The following is a 19,266-nucleotide window of genomic DNA, read 5'->3' as shown; positions in this document are numbered from 1 at the left end:
CACCGGCTCAGAGCGACCGGTCCGCGTAGATCGACATCGCCTCCGCGATGAACTCCGGACAGCCCGGCAGCTCGTCCTCATAGGTGCCGCGGAACTCGGGATGCTCGACATAATATCGTCCGAGGCCCCGGAAGCTCCCGGCGTCGGGCGTCCAGCTGTTCGAGACCCAGGCATGGTGGCGAGCGGTCACCGCCTGCACCGCGTCCGATCCGGGATCGGCCCGTTCGCGGAACAGCCGGGTGAAATCGGCGCGGATCTCCTCCATCTCGCGCTTGATCCCGGCGACCCTCTCCTTCGAGAAGGATCGTGCCTTCTCCTGCGCCGCGCGGACCGCTTCGGCGCCCCAGAACCTTTCGGCCTCGCTTTCCCACCGGGCGCGCGTCTCCGGCGAAATGCCGGCATAGAGGTCGCAGTCTTCCATCTCTTCATCCTTTTCCAATGATTCGATCGTGCGATCGATGGTGCGGATGAGGTCCCGGCCGCGGGCGATCCGTCCTTCCAGCGCGGCGCGATGGGCGCGCAGCGCGTTCAGCCGGTCGAAGCCCGGATCGTCGAGGATTGGCCCGATCTCGGCGAGGGCCAGGCCAAGCTCCCGGTAGAAGAGAATCTGCTGCAGCCGCAGCAGCTCCTCCCGCCCGTAATAGCGGTAGCCGTTCTCGCCGATCTCGGCGGGCTTCAGGAGCCCGATCGCGTCATAATGGTGCAGCGTCCGCACGCTGACGCCCGCCGCATCCGCCACTTCGCTCACCGTCCGTCGCATCGCCTGCCTCATCCGTGGACAGCGCCTATGCGGGATCACGCAACGTGAGGGTCAAGCGGGAAATTGAAGGGGTCTTGCCGGTCAGCTCGCCGTGCGGATGCGCTGGCTGGCGCGCGGCGGGTAGAACTGGACGTTCGGCCCCGGCCCGCCCTCGACCTTGATCAGCGGCGCCGAGGGCGCGTCGATGTCGGCGTCGATGAGGATGACGGTCGCCGGCTGGTTGGTGCCGGCGAAGAGCAGGACGGGGGCATCGTTGCCCTGGGCCGCGCGGACCCTCGGGCGCCGCAGCACGTAAGTGCCGACCTCGCCGTGGAAGGAGAAATGCGCCTTGCCGCCGATGCCGCCGCGCCACAGCGGCTCGTGGCTCTGGCAGTTCTGCAGGGTGCCGCTGTTCCACAGGCGGAAGTTGCGCTTGTTGGACCGCGCGACGCAACCGGCCATCAGCACGTTCGCCGATTTGAGGTCGAAGCCGCCGTCGGTGCAGTTGGTGGCGGTGCAGTTCTCGTAGCGGATCGCGCTGTTGCCGCGCTCGTCGGTGAAGCCGTCGCCGTTCCAGTAGGCGGTGGCCTCGCGCGTGACCTCGCGGAAGCCGTGCGCCTGGACCCGGCGGTAGGTGATGTCGCTCGCCTGGTCGTCGAGCGCGAAGCCGACGCAGTTGCGCGAGCCGCCCGTCTCCTTGCAATTGGCGACGACGTCCTCGATCAGGCCGTGCGAGGCCTGGTAGCGCAGGCGCAGGAAGCCGCGCTCGAGATGGCCCGCCGTCATCCGCCGGATCACGAAGTCGCGCAGCGAGGCGTCCGGTACGCCTTCGGCCGTGGCGTCGAGGAAGCGGTACATGTTCCAGACGTGGCAGCCTTCCAGGATGAAGTCGCGCACCGGCGTCGCGACCCGCACCGCGCCGTTGCCGAGATCGAAGAAGCGGCAGTTGCGCACATACATGTTGTCGACCGCGCGGAAGGCCTCGCCGCCGATCAGCCCGACATTGTTGCCGCGGTCGCCGCGGAAGGTGCGGCCCTGAATGACGGTCCGGCGGGTCTGGGCAAGCGCCGGGGCGGCGAGGCTGGCGAGCCCTCCGGCGATCATGGCGCGGCGTGTCAGTGCAATGTCGAGCATGTCAGATTCCTTGCAGGGTGATGCCCAAAGTGACCTGGTGGCGCACGAAATCGCGGCCCGGCGACGCGCCGAAACTGTCGTGGTCGCGCGCCTCATATTCGGCGTCGAAGCGCAGCCGCGGCGACAGCCGATAGCCGGCACCGAGCGTGGCACGGCGGATGCGGTAGCGGCGGTCGATGTCCTCGAAGCGGTCGCGCTCGTAGCTGAGCCCGGCACTGAGGATCAGGTTGCGCAGCAGCTCGTAATCGGCCTGCAGCCCGACGCGGCTGGCGACGAAGGCGCCGGTGCCGATCGTCGAGGCCTCCTCGACGCCGCGCGAGGCGGTGAGGCTGAGGGTCAGCAGCTGGGTCACAGCATAGTCGAGCCGTCCCCGGATCGCGAGGCCGGAAATGGTGGAGAAGAACGGGCTTTCGAAATCCTGGGCGAAATAGCCGGCGCTGATCCGGCTGCGGATCAGGGGGGTCAGCATGAAGCTGGCGCCGGCTTCGATCCGGTAGCCGCGCGAATCCCGCTCCGGCTGGAGCGGCGGGCGGTTGCGATAATCGCGGCGGTTGACCGAGGCGATGGCGAAGACCGAGCGTTCCGGCCCGAGCTCATATTCGGCCGCGAGCTCGGCCGTGTAGAGGGTGCGGTTGCGGAAGCTCTGGTCGATCGGATTTCCGAGGGCGTCGACACCTTCGCTGTAGCTGCGGTCCTCGGCGCTCACCCGCCCGGCGACGCGCAGCCGGTTGAACTGACGTGCCGCGCCGACGAAGCCGTAGCGGATGTCGTACTGGCTGGGCTGGACGCTGTTGAGCGGCGCGGCGGGATCGACCAGCGCCTCGGTCTCGCGTCCGAGCCGGGCGCCGGCGAAGAAGCCGGTGCCGCGCCGCGGCGTGTAGCGGATCGCGGTGCCGAGCGCATAGTCGGTCGTGCTCTGGCCGCCGAAATCGAGATACTGACGCCGGTCGACCTCGGCATCGGCCTCGACGGCGAGGCCGCCCGAGGACCAGTTCGCCTCGACGTCGGCGATGCCGCGCAACGCCACGTCGCCGGAGGCATTGCCGACGGCGAAGACGTTGCTGTCGTAGATCGCCTGGGTGCGCAGGCGCGGCAGCACCTCGACCGGGCCGAGCCGCGCCGGCACCGGATCGTAAAGCGGCTGCGGCCGCTCGCGCACGGTGACGAATTGTCCGCGGCGGAACTCGAGGTCGTCGAGCCGGAAATCGTTCAGGATGTCCGCATCCTGCGCAAAAGCGGCGGACGAGGCGCCCGCATAGACCAGGACGGCGGTGCAGCGCAGGGTCAGCGCGACGCGCGAAGCCACTGCGCAGGTCCGTTCGTACGGGGGGCAGCAAGGGGCGCATCCGCCAAAGCTTCCTCGATCACCTCCCAGTAACGGCCAACCGAGGCCGCGACCGAGAATGCGTCGGCCCGGGCCCGGGCGGCCGCGGCGTAGCGCTGACGGAAATCGGGATCCTGATACCGGCGCAGGCCCTCGGCCAGGGCGGCGTGATCGTCGCACGGCACCAGTAGGCCATGCGCTGCGCAGTCGAGGCCGGTGAGGCCGCCACGGGGGCGCTCGGCCAGGATTTCCGATGGCCCCGACGGGCAGTCGGTGGAGATCACCGGCAGCCCCAGCGCCATCGCCTCGACCAGCCCGTTGGGGAAGCCCTCGGCATTGGAGGGCAGGACGTAGCAATCGGCGCCGGCGATCAGCGGGAAGGGATTGTCGAGGAAGCCGGGGAGCAGGACGCGACCGCCAAGGTTCCGGGCGGCGATCCGGCGCTCCAGGGCGTCACGTTCCGGACCCTCGCCGAGGATCACCAGCTTTCCCGGAACGGCTGCATCGGCGAAGGCGTCGATCAGCAGCGCGAAATTCTTGTTGGGAACGAGCCGCCCCATCGCCACGACATAGGGGCCATCTACCGGCAGCGAATCCGGTTCTTGCGCGCGGGCGCGGATGAGGTCGCCGTCGACCGGATTGGCGAGCACGCGAACACGGGCACGCGCCACTCCGAAATTCGCACTGAGGTCCTCGGCCACGCCCTCGGAAACGGCGATGACGCGGCGCGCGCGGGGATAGGCACGTCGAACAAGCGTCCGGCTGACACGTCCCGAGATGTTTCGCGGCAAATGCGCGCTGGTGTTCACCCGTTCGCTGATTGCGAACGGAACATCGCGCCCCGCCGTTGCCAGACAGGCGGCGACGTTGGAGCGGGTGAGGAAGCTCAGCACCAGATCGGGTCGGGTTTCGCCCACGAGAGCGCGCAAGCGGCGTGCGCTCCGCACGAGACCGCCGCCTGAATCGAGGCGATGGACCGGCAGCCATTCCGGCGGGGCGTAGGCTGAAGCTTCTTCGTCCAGCAATGCCAGCGACATGGCGTAGCGATCCCGCCGGTCTCCCGAATGGCGCAACAATGTGGCCATGACTCGCTCGGCACCGCCGCCGGCAAGAGAATTGATCACGAACAGGATACGTTTCGGCACGGGAGTGTGTTCCATGGCGCCCCGGAACGCCCATGTCGCGCCGCAGCAAGGACGGAAAGCGCGATGCGGCGGCCCGTGGGACCCTGCCGTCCGGTGGAGAGTATCAGGAGATCAGAGCGAGAACGACGGCGATGATCACCCAGAGCAGCGCCGCCGCGCCCACGGCGATCCAGGCCCGGGCAGGGACGCTCAGGCCGCGGCTCTTGCCGGACACGGGCTTTCCCGGCCCATCGCGTACGTTGCGGATTTGCGCTTCGAGGGCAGTGTCGCTGTCGAGCGGGCCGGTATGTTTCGATTGCGCAAGGCCTGCGAGCGCGACCGGGCGGCGTGCAGGGAGAAGGCGGGCGAGCAGCGGCAAGAAACTACGGGCGGACTCAGCCCGCTCGAGACGGCCCTCCAACCTGCTTCCTCCCCGCAACATCGCCCCGGCTTTCGAACCTCTGCCGTCCTTCCCGTCGGACGGCACCTTCATGCACTGCGCTGAACAAAGCGTAACCGCAGATCAGCGCGAACAGGATCAGCCCCTCAATCTGCCATAGCGCCATCGTCGCCAGATTCAAAAGGATGAATGAACATTGCGCGACGACGAGATCGGTGCGGACCGGCCGCCGGGCACGGCTCGCCAGCCGGAACATCGCCGCCCACCACCAGAGAAGAACGGCGAGTCCGGCAAGGCCCAGTTCGAACAGGAAGGCGATTACGGTGTTGTGCGGATAGACCCGGAACCAGTCCGACCAGCTGTCCGGGCCGAAGCCGAACAGATGCTGCCACTGGGTCGAGTCGCTCCACGCATAGATATAGCCCGACCAGATATAGGCACGGCCGGAAAGCAGGCGCCGCTCCTCCAGCGTGAACTGCTCCTGCGGCTTTATGTAGGCGCCCGGGTCGGTGAGAAATATGGCGAGATCGCCGAATCGCTCCCCCGTGACCGCGGTGGTGATGGCGAGGGTGACAAAGGCGAGCAGAATTCCGGCGCCGAGCAGGACCCAGCGCTGCCGGGGTCGGAACAGGCCGGCGGTGCGACTGATGAAGACATGGGCGACGAACGGCAGCAGCGCGATGATCGACGTCCGGTAGTTGGCGAGGGCGACGCCCGCGAAGATCGACGCGAGCAGCGTGAATTTCAGCCAGCGCGCCAGCCCGGTCGCGAACGACACGACGATGAAGAAGGTAACGAGCGCGACCGAGAAAGCCGCCTCGTGATTGTAGCCGCCGATATAGGAGCGCGAGCCGTCCAGCTCCGACGCCTTCACGAGGCCGGTCGCAACCGACAGGATCTGGAAGGCCAGCAGGGGCGCGAAGGCCAGGATGAGCCGGCGGAACAGATCGCCCGGCAGGTTGTCCTTCAGCGCCTCGTAGGTCGCGATCAGCAGCGTGCAGAAATAGACATATTTCACCACCGTATCGAGTGCGGTGAACAAGCCCGCGTTGAGCTCGGCGCTGATCAGCGCGATGCCGATCAGCGCATAGACCGGGACCAGCGCCTTCAGCAGCAGATAGCGCTTGTCGACGAGCAACAGGCCGAGGCCGGTCACCAGGATCGATCCGATCGCGGTGAGGCTGAGTCCTGCGGCGAAGTCGCGGAAGGTGATGACGTGGAAGACGCTGAGGATATAGCGCAGCCAGATCGCCCCGATCAGGAAACGCGCCGCATCTCCCCGCAGCCCACGCGCGGCGAAATAGAGCGGCACGGCGAGCAGCGCCGTGACCGCGATCAGGATCGGGAGCGGAAAGGACGGCGCGCCGCCGCCGACCGAGTCCATCGCTCAGCCGATCCGAACCGCGCTCACGCCGCCCGCCTCAGCTCGTTCACCACCACGGCGATGCCGGAGAGGGCGGCCGCCGCGACCAGGCCGAGCAGCAGGTACATGTACGGGCTCGGCGCGACCGGGAGGACCGGCACCTGCGCCTCGGAAATGGCCCGCGCACCGCTCGATTCCGTGCCCTGCCGCGCAACCGCCTGCCGGTAATTGTCGAGGAACGCCTGGTAGATCGAGCGGGCCGATTCCGCATTGCGCTCGAGCTCGGCGAGACGGACCGCGGCGGCATTGTCGGCGGCGAGGCGGCCCTGCAGCGTGCCGATCGAACCGCCGATCGAGGACGTCCGCTGGCGGGCGACGTTTGCCTCGGTCGACAGGCTGGCGGCGATCCGGCCGAGCTCGGCCTGGATCTGCCGGTCGATGTCGGCGACCTGCTGGTTGACGCGGAGGAGATCGGGATGGCGCGGGCCGTAGCGCGCCGAGAGGTCCGCCGCCTGGGCGCCGAGCTGGGCGCGTTGCTGGCGAAGGCCGCTGACCACGCTGGATTCCAGCGAGGCGCTGAACGTCTCCGAGGCGCTGCGGCGAGCGGCGGAGATGCGCGCGTCCGCCTCCGCCTGCTTGGCGCGGGCTTCCGCGAGCTGGGTGTCGAGCGTCGAGAGCTGCTGCTGGGTGATCGAGCTGGTGTCGGACGCGGCGAACAGCCGGTGCTGGGCGCGATAATTGGCGACGGCGCTTTCGGCGGCGACCACCTCGCCGCGCAACTCCTCGAGGCGGGTGCCGAGGAGCCGGGCGGCCCGCTCGGTGGTTCCGGCGCGGCCCTCGCGTTGCCCGTCGATATAGGAGGCCATCACCGCATTGGCGACGCGCGCCGCCGTGTCGGGCTCGTGCGAGGCATAGTTGACGTCGATCGCATAGGAGACGCCCTGCCGCTCGACATCGAGCTGGCTGGCGAGAATGCGGATCGCCCGGTCGCGCGCGGCGGCGGGGGCCGCCGGGCCGCTGCGCACAGCGGTTTCAGCGAGGTCGGGATTGAACTCCGGATTCTCGATCAGGCGCAGCTGATCGACGACGCGGCCGAGCAGGGCGGGGGACTGGATCACCGCCACGGCCGTGTCCACGGTCGGCGAGTCGGCCGGAATGACCGGCTGGTCCTTGTTGGCCGGGGCGAACGGGTCGTCGGGCACGCGTTCGACCATCAGCTGCGCGGTCGCGAGATAGGTCGGGTTGGTCGACATGTAGAGAAGCGCGGTCGCGACCAGCACGACGATGGTGATGACTGCGATCAGCAACCAGTTGCGGGCGGCCGCTTGCCAGATCCTCCTCAGGTCCAGCATCTCGTCCCGTTCCGCCTGGCGCGCGGCAGGGTGAGCGCCGTCGCGGTCGATGGCGAGCTGGTCGTTGGGCATTCGTAATTCCTCCTGGCCCCCGGCTTGTGGTTAGGGATTGGCGGCCAGCGCTCCGGTGTCGCGGTGCTTGATGGCGCCATAGATCCGGCGTCGTAACCCATTGGGGACGACTTCGATCCCGCGGACCATCAGCCAGGTGGCCAGGCCCTCGGGCAGATAGATGTTGGCGCGGAGGTCCGGCGAGATGCCGCCGCTCCTGAAGGCGAAGCGGGCGTAGAGGCCGATCTGCTGGTTGACGAGACGGCGGAGGAGGCCGCGGACCGCGGGTGAGGCGCCGGCCATCAGCGCCTGGGCGCTGCGGACCAGGATCGGGAGGCCGGTCGTCCGGGTCGTCTTGCTGACCTTGTTGTCGGCATCGCGGTGGAACTCCACGGTGGGCCTGGGGACGTGGACGAATCGAGCCTGTGCCGCCGCGCGCAGCCAAAGGTCCTTGTCGCCTCCACGCGTCGCAAGACCCGCCGGAAAGAGGCCGGCGTCGAGAAGCACCTGTCGCCGGAAGGCGCCGGCGCCGGTCCAGACCGGGCATTCGCCAAGCTCAAGCCAGATCCTGAGAAAGGCCTCCAAATCCGCCGGTGTTTCCGCGGCTGCAGCCAATAGCGGCGAACTCTTCGACGTCTGCTGCCGATCCGCAAACACATGGGTGAAGCGGGTCGCGGCGCAGCCCGCCTCGGGATGGCGCGCGATCGCCTCGGCAAGGCTCGCGAGATGGTCCGGCTCCCACAGATCGTCGGCGTCGAGGAACGCGATCCAGTCGCCGCTCGCCTGCTCGATCCCGAGGTTGCGCGCGGCATAGCCTCCCGGGCCGGGCACTTCCCTGCGCAGCCTGACGATTCGCGGATTGTCGAGCCGGGCGAGGATGGCGCTGCTGCCGTCGGTCGAGGCATCGTCGATGACGATCACCTCATGCGCTGCGTAGCTCTGGGCGAGGGCGCTTTCGACCGTCGCGGCGACGTGCCGGACCTTGTTGTGGACCGGGATGATGACCGAAAATCGCGGCGACATGGGCCTGTCGCTCCTCATCCGACGACGCGTGACTAAGCGGTGCCGAACCGAGCCTCATGGCATTTTCGGCGGCCGGCGGGAGCCGTATAGGGCCCTCGTCAGTTATTGTGCAATGCGGCAAGATGGCGTCCATCCCTTTGAGGTAACGGCCGAACGCGGACCGGGACGGCGCTTGCGGTGACGGGAGCAGGCATGGCGTACGCCGAACCCAGGACGCGAATCCTCGTGATCAGCCTCAGGAACGCCGAAGACCGGCGTCAGGCCTTCAGCGCGTCGGCGCGGGAGGCGAGTCTGCCGTGGGAATTCTTCGACGCGTTTGAGAGCCTCCACCCCGACCTCGCCTATCCCGAGGACGAGGCGATCGTCGCCAAGGGCCGGCCGCTCACCAAGGGCGAGATCGGCTGCTATTCCAGTCACTATGAGGCATGGCGGCAGCTCGTCGCCGGCCCCCATGATCAATATGTCGTGCTCGAGGACGACGTGATCGTCGACTGGGCCTATCTCGCTGCCTTCCTCGCGATGAACCATGCGGCCGCGGGCCACGATTATATCCGCCTCTATTACAAGAAGCCGGCGCCGATGCGGATGCTGGAGCGCGATTTCGGCGCCCGCACCCGCTGGCTGACCGAGGTCTCCGGCTATTGCTTCGGCACCCAAGGCTATCTCATCACCCGCCGTGCCGCGGCGACCTTCGTCGAGCATCTCCGCACCATACGGCGCCCGGTCGACGACGAGATGGACCGCAGCTGGTCGCACGGCGTGCGCAACCTTGCTGTTTTTCCTTTCCCGATCATGGAACGGGCGCAGGAGAGCGGGATCGGCCTCAAGCGGTTCGAGGCGTTCGACATTCCGCCGCGCCTGAAGCTCAGGCGCGCGATCGCCCGGCGCCGGGAGCGGTTCGCGCTCCACTTCCACGGCCGCGCCCGTGCGCTCTGGGCACGCTGAGGATCGCACGTGTGAGCGATATCCCCCCGGCCGTGCCGGAATTCGATCCAGACCTCCGCGGCAAGACCCGCCGCTCAATCGGCTGGACGATCACCCGCACCTTGTCCGACCAGCTCTTCTCCTTCGCCGTCTTCGTCGTCCTCGCCCAGCTCCTGACCCGCGAGGAGATCGGCATCTTTGCGATGGCCTATGTCTTCGCCGAGGTCGGCCGGATCGTCGCGACCAGCGGCCTCACCCAGCTCGTCGCCCGTGCCGAGCGGATCACGCCGAGATTCATCGATACGGTGTTCTGGACCAATGTTGCGGTTGCGCTCGTCTATGCGCTGCTGCTCGTCGCCGCCGCACCGTTTCTCGCCGACCTCTTGAACCAGCCCTCGGCCGAGCGACCGCTCCAAGTGCTGCCCTTCGCCGCGGTGATCAACGCGCTCGGCGCCTCGCACATGGCGCTGCGCCTGCGCGAGTTCGGGCACCGCACGATCGCGCTCAGATCGCTGCTCGCCGGCCTGATCGGCGGCGGCGCGGCGATCGCGGCAGGCTTTGCGGGGTTCGGCATCTGGAGCCTGGTCGTCCAGCGCCTCGTCGCCGAGACGATCGGCGCGATCCTCTCCTGGGCGTCCTACCGGTGGGTGCCGGGCAGGTCGTTCGATTTCCGACAGATGCGCGACAATCTGAGCTTCGGCGGCAACCTCACCGTCGCCCAGCTCATCTTCCTCTTCCTGGTGCGGCTGCAGGACCTGCTGGTCGGCGCCACGCTCGGCGCGGCGGCGGTCGGCGTCTATCGGGTCGCCTGGCGGACCACCGAGATCATCGGCAACGGCGCGATCCAGCCCTTCGCCTCGGTGAGCCTGCAGACCTATTCGCGGCTCCAGTCGAACCTCGCGGCACTCCGCGACGCCTATCAGGCGACGCTGCGCGCCAGCGTCACCCTGTCATTCCCGGCGCTGGTCGGCTTCGGCGTGCTGGCGCCACATGCCGTGCCGATGATCTTCGGCGCGAAGTGGCACGACGCGGGCACGCTGGCGCAGGTCTTCGCCTTCATCGGCATCCCGTTCGCGCTCAACTATTTCGCTTCGCCGGTGCTCGGTGCGATGGGCGATTCCGGCAAACAACGCACCCTTGCGATCGTCCAGCTCGTCACCACCGTGGCGCTGACCCTGCTGGCGCTGCCCCACGGCCTGTTCTGGGTCGCCGTCGCCTATGTGCTGCGCTCCTACCTCACCCTGCCGCTCCAGATCCTGTTCCTGCGCCAGGCCTCCGGCATCCGCTTCGCCGACACCTGGACCGCGATCCGCGGGCCGTTCCTCGCCGCCGCCGGGATGGGTGTCGCGGTCTGGGCGGGCGAGGCCGGCTGGGAACGGGTCGGCAGCGTCGGCTGGCCGGCGCTTGCCGTGCTCGTCGCCGGCGGCGCGGTACTCTATTTCGCCCTGCTCCTCGCCATCTCCCCGGGCCACCGCGGCCAGCTCCGCTGGTGGCTGAAACAACGAAAGGCCCGCCATGCCTGACGGACCCGAAACTTCGCGCGCCTGCATCGCCCGGCTGCAGGCGCGGCTCGACGAAAGCCTTGCCCCCCTCATCGGCGGCAGCCCGGTCGCGCTGGTCGACTATCCCGATCATGCCAATGTCGGCGATTCCGCGATCTGGCTCGGCGAGACGGCCTGGCTGCGCAGGCGCAGCCTTACCCCGACCTATGTGAGTACGATCCGGGCGCACGATCACGACGCGCTCGCGGCGGCCGCGCCGGAGGGCACGATCCTTCTCCACGGCGGCGGCAATTTCGGCACGCTCTGGAAAGCGCACCAGGATTTCCGCCTGGCGATGCTCGAACGCTTCCCGGATCGCCGGATCGTCCAGCTCCCCCAGTCGATCTTCTTCGACGGCGAGTCCGCGGTCGCCGACTGCGCCCGCGCAATCGAACGACACGGGAAGTTCACGCTGTGCGTGCGCGACGAACCGTCCCTCGACTTCGCCCGCCGCAATTTCCCCTGCGAGACCTTGCTGGTCCCCGATATGGCCTTCGCCATCGGCCCACTCGCGCGGCAGCCGGCAGCGGCCGACATCTTCTGCCTGCTGCGCACCGATCACGAGAAGGCCGGGCCTTATGAGAGCCGCCTCGGCCCGCCCCGCGCGATCACCGGCGACTGGCTGGAGGACGATCGCACCGCGCTCCGGCGCACTGCGATCGGCACCCGTCTCCTCGGCCTGATGGATCCGCCAAACGCCGCGCGTGTCCGGCATTACGAGCGTCAGGCGCTGTCGCGCCTCCGGCGCGGGATCGCGCAGCTGTCGCAGGGCCGCGTCGTCATCACCGACCGGCTGCACGGCCACATCCTTTCGACCCTGCTCGCCATCCCGCACGTCGCGCTCGACAACAGCTACCGCAAGATCGGAAATTTCATCGACGCCTGGACGGGGCGGGTGGACATCCTGCGCACGGCGGCCAGCCTCGAAGAGGCGGCCGCCGAGGCATCCGCCTTATTGGGCGAAGAACGCAAAGCCGCCTAAGTGACCTCGCGATAGACTTCGAGGGTGCGCTCGGAGATGCGGTCCCAGTCGAAGGCGCTCAGGAAGGACTCCCGCTCCACGGCATAATCCGCAGCGGGGCGGCGGAACCGTTCGGCGAGCGCATCGACATCGCCGACCGGGAAATAATGGTGCGGCGGAAGACCGAGGTCGCGGTTGGGCTCGATGTCGCTGAGCAGCATCGGGGTCGCGCAGGACGCCGCCTCCAGCGCCGCGATCGGCAGACCCTCATGGTAGGAGGGCATCACGAACAGCGATGCATTCTCGAACAGCTCACGGAGGGTCGCGCGATCCTGCAAGCCGGCGAAGCGGACCTGCGCGCTCTCCCGTTTCCTGAGCCCGGCCGCGTAGCTGCTATCATGGTCCGCTCCGCCGACGATGACCAGCGTGCGCGGATCGCCAGCGCGTTGGTGCGCATCGACCAGATCGTGCAGCCCCTTCTCCGGCACCAGCCTCCCGACGGCGAGAATATAGTTCTGCGGCGCGAGACCGAGCCGGGCCAGTGCGTCGCCCTGTCCGACGGGAAGCTCGGGCACGCCGTTGGGGATGAACCGGATCCGTGCCGCACCGGCCGGATAGGCGCTGCGCAGCCGCTCGGTCAGCGACGGCGACACCGCGATCAGCCGGTCCGCCGAGCGCAGCGCAAAGCGCTCGCCGAGCCGGAGCATCTGGCGCGCGACGAAGCCCCATTTCGCGCGGCGATAATCCTCGCCGTGATGGGTGACGACGACGCGCAGGCCGAGCATCCGGGCGAGCGGGGTCAGCAACGCCGGGCCGATGGCATGGATGTGGACGAGCTGTACGCCCTCGCGCCGTGCGGCCAGCAGCGAATTGAACGTCGCGATGATCGCCTCGAACGAGCGCGAGCGGGGCGAGGCGACCGGCACGATCCTGACGCCGCGATGCTCGCCCGTTCCGGGCGGCACATAGGGGCCGCGTGCGAAGACCGTGATCGCCGCCTCCGGCGCCAGCCGCTTCACGCGCGGCAGCAGCTCCTCGCAATGAGTCTCGACGCCGCCCATAACGCCGGGAATGCCCCGAAGGCCGGTGACGGCGATCTTCATTTCGCTCAGCCTCAGAACGCGTTGCGGTGGACGACGACGCCGAAGGTCCGGAGCAGGATCACCGCGTCCAGCCACAGCGACCAGTCACGCATATATTCGAGATCGGATGCCAACCGGTTCTCGAGGTCGCGCGAATGGTGGGTCGCGCCGCGATAGCCGCGCACCTGGGCGAGGCCGGTGAGGCCGGGCGCGCAGGCGTGACGCAGCCAGTAGCGTCGATCGATGTCCCAGAACAATTTCTCGCTCGCCGTCGAGCCGAGCGCATGCGGTCGCGGGCCGACCAGGCTCATACTGCCCAGCAGCACATTGAAGAGCTGCGGCAGCTCGTCCATGCTCGTCGCGCGCAGCCAGCGGCCGACCCTGGTAATGCGGTCGTCGTCGCGACTGGCCGACACATTGCCGCTGGCGTCGGATTGCTCAGCCCGCATCGAGCGGAACTTGTACATCCGGAAGATGCGATTGCCCCGCCCGATCCGCTCCTGCACGAAGAGGATCGAGCCCGGACTGTCGACCTTGATCGCGATCGCGATCGCGATCAACAGCGGCGCGAAGAAGACGATCATCGGCACGACGACAGCGAGGTCCATCAGCCGCTTCAGCGCGACTTCCTGGATGGTCGGCTGGCGGAAGATCGCATAGCGGTCGCCGAAAATGTCGACCGGCTCGGTGCTGAACGGCAGCGCCGGGCTCGCAGCGCGCACTTCGCCGGAGACGCCCGCACCCTTGAGGATCAGGGTCCAGCTCTCCTCGCGCTCGGGCGGGCAGGCGATCGTCACCCGGTCGACATTCTTGAAGAGCTGGCCGACCCGGTCGAGCATCATCGGGTTGGACAGATCGGCGGCGAGGCCGGCGCCGTGCGCGTTCACGACGAGCTGGTGGGCGGCGCCTTTGACCGATATCCCGTCGGCGATCACCAGCTCGCTCACCGGGTGGCGCTGCAACGCCCAGTCGGACACGAAGCGCATGCCGGCACGCGACAGCATCAGCAGCGGCAGCGCCAGGCCGACGCCGTAGGCGACGAGCCAGCCGTTGAAGACATGGAGGATGCCGACCTGATGCAGCATCATCAGGGCGATACCGGTCGCGAACAGCAGCGACAGAACCGAACGCAACGCCCCCTTGGCCGGGTTGGCGAGCGATTCGACGCTGTAGGCGCGCTGGCTCAGCGCGAAGGCGACGAACAGCGGCACGATGATGCCGGTCAGCCGGGCGCTCTGCCAGCCGATCGCGTCGTGGAACAGGAACAGGCTGGCCAGCGCCAGCGCCAATGCGATGGCCGCCGCATCGAGGGCGGCGAGGATCAGGTAGAGCCCGATCCGCCGGCGCTGCTTGTTCGGCAGCTCCATCTGCTGGACGGGGAACGAGTCGATGATGACCGACTGCGTGTCGACCTTCATGGAATCGGCATAGGCGTTCATCTGTCGCTCCACCGGGTTACAGGGCGGCCCTTCGTTATGCGTCGAAGGTGACGCCGAAAACTGGGTTTATTGTGCATCGCACAACTTTCAGGCACCCCTCGGTTTCGGCAACAACGCTTGGCTGGTCATTCGTGATTTCGCGGAACGGCTGCAACCGCCGCGCGCCGGTCAGGTTCCAAAATACGGCCAAATTCCGCGGTTCTTGCGACGACCCGTTCTGAAATATGGTTAATGACAATTGCTTGACGGCCGAACCTGCGGCTTACCCGGTATCGGTTCGCGGTAATTGAAATCAGTGTGAAATTTTTGCGCTGCAACGTGGCAACCGACTCGGGATTGGATCGTTTCGCGCGGTCATGCAGCCATTTCAGGAACGCCCCGAATTCCGCCTGGTCCGGGCCCTCATCCGGTCGGACCTCTACCGCTATGCCGGGAGCGTGCGCGTGCGCGCCTTCCTGAAGCACTACCTCTTCACACCGGGCTTCAAATATACGGTGGTGATGCGCCTGTGCGGCTATCTGAAGCAGCGGCGCGCCACCAGGTGGACGCTCTACCCACCGCTCAAGCTGCTGCTGCTGCGCTACCGCTACAAATACGGGATCGCGATTCCGGAATATACCAGGATCGGCCCCGGCTTCTTCATCAACCGCTTCGGCGGCGTGATGATCAACGGCGATGCGGTGATCGGTGCCAATTGCAACATCACCCACGGATCGATGCTGGGCCAGCTCAACCGTGGCCCGAATGCGGGCTCGCCGGTGCTCGGCGACGACGTCTTCCTCGCCGCCGGCTGCAAGGTGATCGGCCGGATCCGGATCGGCGACCGCGCCGCGGTCGGCGCCAATGCGGTGGTGACCAAGGACGTGCCGGACGACGGCGTGGTCGGCGGCATCCCCGCGAAGCTCATCTCCACCAAGGGTTCGGAAGGCTATATCAACCGGCGGGTCTGGCCGGACGTGTCGCAGGGCTTCCGCCCCCATCCCGATCAGGGCGACGGGAACGGCGCGAACTAGAAGTAGCGCTCCGCCACCCGGACGATATCGCCGGGCTGGATGGTGAGGTCGCTGGTCAGAGTCACCTCGCGCTCCTCGGCCTCGCCGGCGCGTTTCAGGAAGATCGAGGCTTGCCGCGCGCGATAGGTGAAGCCTTCCGCCCGGGCGATCGCGGCGAGCGCGGTCATCCCGGGCTGATAGGGAAACTCGCCCGGCTGGTTGACCTCGCCGAGCACGTAGATCGGCCGGTAGGTCAGCACCTCGACCACCACGCTCGGGTTCAGGAGGAAGCCGTTGGCGAGCGCGGCGGTGAGCTCCTGACCGAGCGCCTGCGGCGTCTTGCCGGCCGCCTGGATCGTCCCGACCAGCGGGAAGGCGACGTCGCCGGCCGCGCCGATCGTGTACTCGCCGGTCAGCGCGGTCTCGCCATAGGTGGTGATGCGCAGCTTCTCGCCTGGTGCGAGCCGATGCCCGGCCTGCGCCTGCCCGCCGGCGGTGCCGACCGGGAAGGGATCCTGCGAGGCGCAGGCGGCGACGAGGAGGCCGAGAAGGGAGAGGAAAAGCCAGCGCATCCGAAAATCCCTGTCCCCGTTCGTTGAACGACCATCTCCAGCCGCGGCAGGGCGCCGCGACGGACCGATGGAAGCGCAAACGGCATCCCGGCCTTTTCGGTTCCGTCTCCATCGCACGCCGGCCTCGGGTCGGCGCAATGAAACCGCCCGATCCGGGAATCTGGAAAGAATCTGAAGTGCGGTTTTCCAGCCGGACGCCAAGATCGCCAACTTTGTCCGGCCTATCCCGTCCGTGGCGTTACCGGGGGGAGGACGCCCGAATGGGGTCGGGATCTGACGCTCTTCCGCTTTTGTGGCGCCGTTGTCGGCGCGCCGGCGCACCTATCGGTGGGTCCGGCGGCCATCCTCAAAGTTGGAGAAGTCTCATGTCACGTCATGGCGTTTATCCACATGACATCGTTCCACCCCGCTCCAAATACTATGACTCCGGGCGGTTCGGCCGCCTGTTCGGCAAGCTGCCGGCCTTCGCGCCCGATACCCCGGACGTGCGCGCGGCCCTGCTCGACATCGGCAAGCCGGGCGGGATCATGGACGCGAAGGACAAGCTGTCGGAAGGGCCGGTCAAGCTGATCACCGATCCGACGCTGCAGGTGAAGAACAGCGACAATCCGACGCTGACCGCGGGCATGACCTTCCTCGGCCAGTTCCTCGATCACGACATGACGTTCGATCCGACATCGAGCCTCGAGCGCCAGCAGGATCCGGAGCAGATCTCGAACTTCCGGACGCCGAGCCTGGGCCTCGACAATGTCTACGGGTCGGGGCCGGGCGCGAGCCCGCACCTCTACGACCAGAGCGCGACCGGCAAGGGCATCAAGTTCCTGGTCGAGCCGACCGGCACCGCGGACAAGTTCGACGTGCCGCGCAACGCCCAGAAGGTCGCCCTGATCGGCGATCCGCGGAACGACGAGAATTTGATCGTCTCGCAACTCCAGCTGGCGATGCTCAAATTCCACAACGAGGTGTGCGATTACGTCAAGACCAAGATCAAGCTGACCGCGCCGGACCAGATCTTCGCCGAGGCGCAGCGGATCGTGCGCTGGCACTATCAGTGGATGGTCGTCCACGAATTCCTGAAGAAGACCTGTGGCGACGCCGTGGTCGACGACATCCTGCAGAACGGCCGCAAGTTCTACAAATGGCACAACGAGCCGTTCATCCCGGTCGAATTCTCGGTCGCGGCCTACCGCTTCGGCCACAGCCAAGTGCGGCCGTCCTACCGGGCGAACTTCACCGGCAATCCGGGCAACACGCCCTTCTTCGCGATGATCTTCACGCCGACGCCGTCCGATCCCAATGATCCGGACGACCTGTCGGGTGGTCATCGTGCGCCGCGGCGGTTCATCGACTGGCCGACCTTCTTCGATTTCAAGGACGGCAACGTGAAGCAGAACAAGAAGATCGACACGACGCTGTCGACCGCTTTGTTCAAGCTGCCCGGATCGGTGGTGGCCAATCCCGATCCCAAGACCAATCCGGCCTCGCTCGCGTCGCGCAACCTGCTCCGGCACCTCACCTTCTCGCTGCCTTCGGGCCAGCGGGTGGCGAAGGCGATGGACCTGCCGGTGCTGTCGACGGGCGACTTCTCGGATCTCAAGGCGCACGGCCTCGACGACCGTACCCCGCTCTGGTTCTACATCCTGCGCGAGGCCTCGGTGGTCGAGAATGGCGAGCGGCTGGGCCCGGTCGGGGCGCGGATCGTCGCCGAGGTGTTCCTCGGCCTGATCCAGGGCGACCGCTCGTCCTACCTCTCCCAGGAGGCCGACTGGGAGCCATTCCTGCCAACGGTCGACCCGTCGAAGAAAGGCGAGGACTTCGCGATCGTCGATCTGCTCAGGTTCGCCGAAGTGGCCTGAGCAACGGGGGGGCGGGCGCGCCGGTGCCTTCGGGGGCACAGCGGCACCGGCGCGTCCGATACCTTTTCCGGGTCTTCCCTCTGGCGAAGTTCACGAAGTTCACGATCTCGCGCGACTTCTTTCCCGCGATTCCAGCATCCGACAAGACCGGCGCGAATGTTCCCAATGTTCGCACTGGCCATGAGGGCTTCGGAAACGGGTCTGGGGACCCGAGGCAGGGCGCATCATGGATCGACGATATGAAAGAGCCAGCTCGGAACATAACAGAAACATACGCTGTAGGAAAGCCAGGGAAGGCGCTTGGCGGCCCGCGAAGGCAAGCCCGTCGCCATCGGCGCGTCCGATATTTCTGTTCGTCAGCCTTGCGTCCCGGCTCTCAGGCTTCCGTCCCTGTCACGCACGGCGTCCGGTTCGGCGGACAGGCGGATGCGCATGTCCTGTGCAAGTGCGGCGCGGGCCGCCTTCGCCACATCGAGAACGCCGAAGGAGAGGAAGGCGTGGATGGTGCTGTCGTAGCAGCGCCAGCTGGTCTCCACACCGGCCGCCGCAAGCCGATCATGATAGTCCCGGCCTTCGTCCCGGAGCGGATCGCAGCCGGCGACGATAATCTGGGTGGGCGGCAGGCCGGCGGGATCGGCATTGAGCGGCGAGACGCGCGGATCGACGGCCAGATCCGTCCGCTGATCCAGATACCAGGCCCGCGCGGCATCGATCGCGCCGCGCGTCAGAAACAGATCGCCGTCGCCGCAGACAAGGCGTGAAGGAAAGTCTTCGTGCGGGCGGCTGACGTCGGTCATCGGGTAGATGAGCCACTGGCCGGCGATCGTGGGGTCGCTGCCGCGCTCCAGCCAGGCGGTGACCGCGGCGAGATTGCCGCCGGCGCTGTCACCCATCAGCCCGATCCGGTCCGTCCTCAGCCCGAACCGCGGCGCCGCGTCGCGCAGCCAAGCGAGCGCGGCCGCGACATCCTCCAAGGCAGCGGGATAGCCATGCTCAGGCGCGAGACGATAGTCGAGGGAGAGGAAGGCGACCCCGCTTTGGGTGGCGAGATCGTGCACGAGTATGTCATAGTCCTCGATCCCGCCGAGCGACCAGCCGCCGCCGTGGAGGAACAGCACCACCGGCTGCGGCGCCTCTCCCCGGGGTCGATACAGTCGCGCCGGTCGTTCGCCATCGCCGCCGGGAACGGCGAGGTCGGAGATCTCGCACAGCCCCGGCGCGGGCGGCGGCCCGGCAAAGGCGCGGAAGATCACCGAGGCGAAGGCACGCGACGCCGCGATGTCACCGCTCAGCAGCCGGTCGCGCCAGCCGGCGGTGATGATCTCGATCCCCTGGAGCAGGGCCAGGGTCTCGGCGTCCGGCGCGGGCCGCAGGGTGCTCGCGTCCATG

General features: G+C 67.6%; 17 protein-coding genes. 5 read left to right on the top strand and 12 right to left on the bottom strand.

Annotated elements, in window-relative coordinates; all coding sequences use genetic code 11:
- Positions 1 to 7 precede the first annotated feature (7 nt).
- From RCO27_RS04335 to RCO27_RS04300, 8 genes are all read right to left on the bottom strand, one after another.
- Positions 8 to 760, bottom strand: coding sequence for a MerR family transcriptional regulator (locus RCO27_RS04335; RefSeq protein WP_309001406.1), 753 nt, complete (start codon positions 758 to 760; stop codon positions 8 to 10).
- 81 nt (positions 761 to 841) lie between these two features.
- Positions 842 to 1,873, bottom strand: a complete 1,032-nt coding sequence (locus tag RCO27_RS04330) for a hypothetical protein (protein WP_309001405.1) — start codon at positions 1,871 to 1,873, stop codon at positions 842 to 844.
- 1 nt (position 1,874) lies between these two features.
- Entirely contained in the window at positions 1,875 to 3,179 is a 1,305-nt protein-coding gene (locus tag RCO27_RS04325) for an outer membrane beta-barrel protein (protein WP_309001404.1), read from the bottom strand.
- Positions 3,158 to 4,357, bottom strand: coding sequence for a glycosyltransferase (locus tag RCO27_RS04320; RefSeq protein WP_309001403.1), 1,200 nt, complete (start codon positions 4,355 to 4,357; stop codon positions 3,158 to 3,160). The genes RCO27_RS04325 and RCO27_RS04320 overlap by 22 nt, the downstream gene beginning before the upstream one ends.
- Positions 4,358 to 4,445: 88 nt before the next feature.
- Complete coding sequence (locus tag RCO27_RS04315; RefSeq protein WP_309001402.1) at positions 4,446 to 4,700, bottom strand: hypothetical protein; 255 nt, start codon at positions 4,698 to 4,700, stop codon at positions 4,446 to 4,448.
- A 16-nt stretch (positions 4,701 to 4,716) separates the two neighbouring features.
- Positions 4,717 to 6,105: a hypothetical protein gene (locus RCO27_RS04310; RefSeq protein WP_309001401.1), complete on the bottom strand. Its 1,389-nt coding sequence runs from the start codon at positions 6,103 to 6,105 to the stop codon at positions 4,717 to 4,719.
- A gap of 23 nt (positions 6,106 to 6,128) precedes the next feature.
- The gene (locus RCO27_RS04305) at positions 6,129 to 7,508 is read right to left on the bottom strand and encodes a GumC family protein (RefSeq protein WP_309001400.1); all 1,380 of its coding nucleotides are present in this window, start codon (positions 7,506 to 7,508) and stop codon (positions 6,129 to 6,131) included.
- Between the two features lie 30 nt (positions 7,509 to 7,538).
- Positions 7,539 to 8,510, bottom strand: coding sequence for a glycosyltransferase family A protein (locus tag RCO27_RS04300; protein WP_309001399.1), 972 nt, complete (start codon positions 8,508 to 8,510; stop codon positions 7,539 to 7,541).
- Between the two features lie 192 nt (positions 8,511 to 8,702).
- On the opposite strand from RCO27_RS04300, the gene RCO27_RS04295 reads away from it, so the two are divergent.
- The 3 genes from RCO27_RS04295 to RCO27_RS04285 are packed head-to-tail and all read left to right on the top strand — an operon-like array spanning position 8,703 to position 11,957.
- On the top strand, positions 8,703 to 9,455 hold the full coding sequence (locus RCO27_RS04295; protein WP_309001398.1) for a glycosyltransferase family 25 protein: 753 nt from the start codon (positions 8,703 to 8,705) through the stop codon (positions 9,453 to 9,455).
- Positions 9,456 to 9,466: 11 nt separating this feature from the next.
- Positions 9,467 to 10,957, top strand: a complete 1,491-nt coding sequence (locus RCO27_RS04290) for a lipopolysaccharide biosynthesis protein (protein WP_309001397.1) — start codon at positions 9,467 to 9,469, stop codon at positions 10,955 to 10,957.
- Positions 10,950 to 11,957, top strand: a complete 1,008-nt coding sequence (locus RCO27_RS04285; protein ID WP_309001396.1) for a polysaccharide pyruvyl transferase family protein — start codon at positions 10,950 to 10,952, stop codon at positions 11,955 to 11,957. The genes RCO27_RS04290 and RCO27_RS04285 overlap by 8 nt, the downstream gene beginning before the upstream one ends.
- Here the strand turns inward: RCO27_RS04285 and RCO27_RS04280 are convergent.
- The gene (locus tag RCO27_RS04280) at positions 11,954 to 13,039 is read right to left on the bottom strand and encodes a glycosyltransferase family 4 protein (RefSeq protein ID WP_309001395.1); all 1,086 of its coding nucleotides are present in this window, start codon (positions 13,037 to 13,039) and stop codon (positions 11,954 to 11,956) included. The two genes, RCO27_RS04285 and RCO27_RS04280, sit on opposite strands and share 4 nt — an antisense overlap.
- A gap of 11 nt (positions 13,040 to 13,050) precedes the next feature.
- Positions 13,051 to 14,457 (bottom strand): sugar transferase, encoded by a 1,407-nt coding sequence (locus tag RCO27_RS04275; RefSeq protein ID WP_309001394.1) that lies wholly within the window; start codon positions 14,455 to 14,457, stop codon positions 13,051 to 13,053.
- A gap of 356 nt (positions 14,458 to 14,813) precedes the next feature.
- Between RCO27_RS04275 and RCO27_RS04270 the strand changes: the two genes are divergently transcribed.
- Positions 14,814 to 15,470 (top strand): hexapeptide transferase, encoded by a 657-nt coding sequence (locus RCO27_RS04270; protein WP_309001393.1) that lies wholly within the window; start codon positions 14,814 to 14,816, stop codon positions 15,468 to 15,470.
- On the opposite strand, the gene RCO27_RS04265 is transcribed toward RCO27_RS04270, so the two are convergent.
- Positions 15,467 to 16,021 carry a polysaccharide biosynthesis/export family protein gene (locus RCO27_RS04265; RefSeq protein ID WP_309001392.1) on the bottom strand — a complete coding sequence of 185 codons (555 nt, stop codon included), beginning with the start codon at positions 16,019 to 16,021 and terminating at the stop codon, positions 15,467 to 15,469. The genes RCO27_RS04270 and RCO27_RS04265 overlap by 4 nt on opposite strands.
- A gap of 365 nt (positions 16,022 to 16,386) precedes the next feature.
- Between RCO27_RS04265 and RCO27_RS04260 the strand changes: the two genes are divergently transcribed.
- Positions 16,387 to 17,877: a heme peroxidase family protein gene (locus tag RCO27_RS04260; protein ID WP_309001391.1), complete on the top strand. Its 1,491-nt coding sequence runs from the start codon at positions 16,387 to 16,389 to the stop codon at positions 17,875 to 17,877.
- 356 nt (positions 17,878 to 18,233) lie between these two features.
- Here RCO27_RS04260 and RCO27_RS04255 read toward each other — a convergent pair whose 3' ends face one another.
- Positions 18,234 to 19,265 carry an alpha/beta hydrolase gene (locus RCO27_RS04255; RefSeq protein WP_309001390.1) on the bottom strand — a complete coding sequence of 344 codons (1,032 nt, stop codon included), beginning with the start codon at positions 19,263 to 19,265 and terminating at the stop codon, positions 18,234 to 18,236.
- Position 19,266: the final 1 nt, after the last annotated feature.

The sequence above is a fragment of the Sphingosinicella sp. LHD-64 genome (assembly GCF_031157375.1).
Taxonomy (GTDB): Bacteria; Pseudomonadota; Alphaproteobacteria; order Sphingomonadales; family Sphingomonadaceae; genus Allosphingosinicella.
The sequence above is the reverse complement of the archived record's forward strand: the minus strand, read 5'-3'. Positions and strand labels throughout refer to the sequence as shown.

Coding starts and splice junctions, on each gene's coding strand:
- RCO27_RS04320 (WP_309001403.1), bottom strand. CDS start 4,357: ATGGAACACACTCCCGTGCCGAAACGTATCCTGTTCGTGATCAATTCT.
- RCO27_RS04255 (WP_309001390.1), bottom strand. CDS start 19,265: ATGGACGCGAGCACCCTGCGGCCCGCGCCGGACGCCGAGACCCTGGCC.
- RCO27_RS04305 (WP_309001400.1), bottom strand. CDS start 7,508: ATGCCCAACGACCAGCTCGCCATCGACCGCGACGGCGCTCACCCTGCC.
- RCO27_RS04260 (WP_309001391.1), top strand. CDS start 16,387: ATGTCACGTCATGGCGTTTATCCACATGACATCGTTCCACCCCGCTCC.
- RCO27_RS04275 (WP_309001394.1), bottom strand. CDS start 14,457: ATGAACGCCTATGCCGATTCCATGAAGGTCGACACGCAGTCGGTCATC.
- RCO27_RS04330 (WP_309001405.1), bottom strand. CDS start 1,873: ATGCTCGACATTGCACTGACACGCCGCGCCATGATCGCCGGAGGGCTC.
- RCO27_RS04285 (WP_309001396.1), top strand. CDS start 10,950: ATGCCTGACGGACCCGAAACTTCGCGCGCCTGCATCGCCCGGCTGCAG.
- RCO27_RS04270 (WP_309001393.1), top strand. CDS start 14,814: ATGCAGCCATTTCAGGAACGCCCCGAATTCCGCCTGGTCCGGGCCCTC.
- RCO27_RS04335 (WP_309001406.1), bottom strand. CDS start 760: ATGCGACGGACGGTGAGCGAAGTGGCGGATGCGGCGGGCGTCAGCGTG.
- RCO27_RS04265 (WP_309001392.1), bottom strand. CDS start 16,021: ATGCGCTGGCTTTTCCTCTCCCTTCTCGGCCTCCTCGTCGCCGCCTGC.
- RCO27_RS04300 (WP_309001399.1), bottom strand. CDS start 8,510: ATGTCGCCGCGATTTTCGGTCATCATCCCGGTCCACAACAAGGTCCGG.
- RCO27_RS04280 (WP_309001395.1), bottom strand. CDS start 13,039: ATGAAGATCGCCGTCACCGGCCTTCGGGGCATTCCCGGCGTTATGGGC.
- RCO27_RS04295 (WP_309001398.1), top strand. CDS start 8,703: ATGGCGTACGCCGAACCCAGGACGCGAATCCTCGTGATCAGCCTCAGG.
- RCO27_RS04310 (WP_309001401.1), bottom strand. CDS start 6,105: ATGGACTCGGTCGGCGGCGGCGCGCCGTCCTTTCCGCTCCCGATCCTG.